Source organism: Tamlana crocina, assembly GCF_012037625.1.
Genome location: NZ_JAAVJS010000166.1, coordinates 1 through 499 on the forward strand (window position 1 = coordinate 1; position 499 = coordinate 499).

General features: G+C 41.5%; 1 protein-coding gene. It reads right to left on the bottom strand.

Annotated features, from left to right (window positions below; genetic code table 11):
- Positions 1 to 477: hypothetical protein (locus HC176_RS16145; protein WP_425338214.1), on the bottom strand; the 477-nt coding region annotated here is incomplete at its 3' end.
- Positions 478 to 499: the final 22 nt, after the last annotated feature.

Consider the following 499-nt stretch of genomic DNA (forward strand, 5'->3'; position numbering starts at 1 on the left):
GGCTTCGATCACTTCTTCCCTGGGAGGATCAATGATTCCAATAATCCCAAGAAAAATAAAATTTGGTTTATCAAGAGGTAATTCAATCGAATGTTCATCTTCTTCTGCAGGTCTAAAGGCAGCCCCCAGGATGCGTTGACCTTTAGAAGCTGTAGTATCCAGTTTTTCTTTCCACAAGGCTCTGTCTATTTCCTTTTTCCCTTCTGCGGTATATTGAAATGAACATTTTTCCAGAAGCCTTTCGGGAGCACCTGTCATACAGACCAGAGTATTATCATTTATTCGATCTAAGGTGGCCATAAATTTAGGTTCAGATTCAAAGGGAATAATGTCCAGGCGCTCGAATTTAAAATCCTTTAAGCCTGCTTTCATGCTTAAGCTGAGCAGGGCTGCCTCTGTGGGAGCTCCGGTCATCTCCCATTGTCCAGCTTCATTTTGGGAAATTTCAGAATTATTACATACGCGAAGACACTTCATCAATTTCTTTAGTACCCTGTCT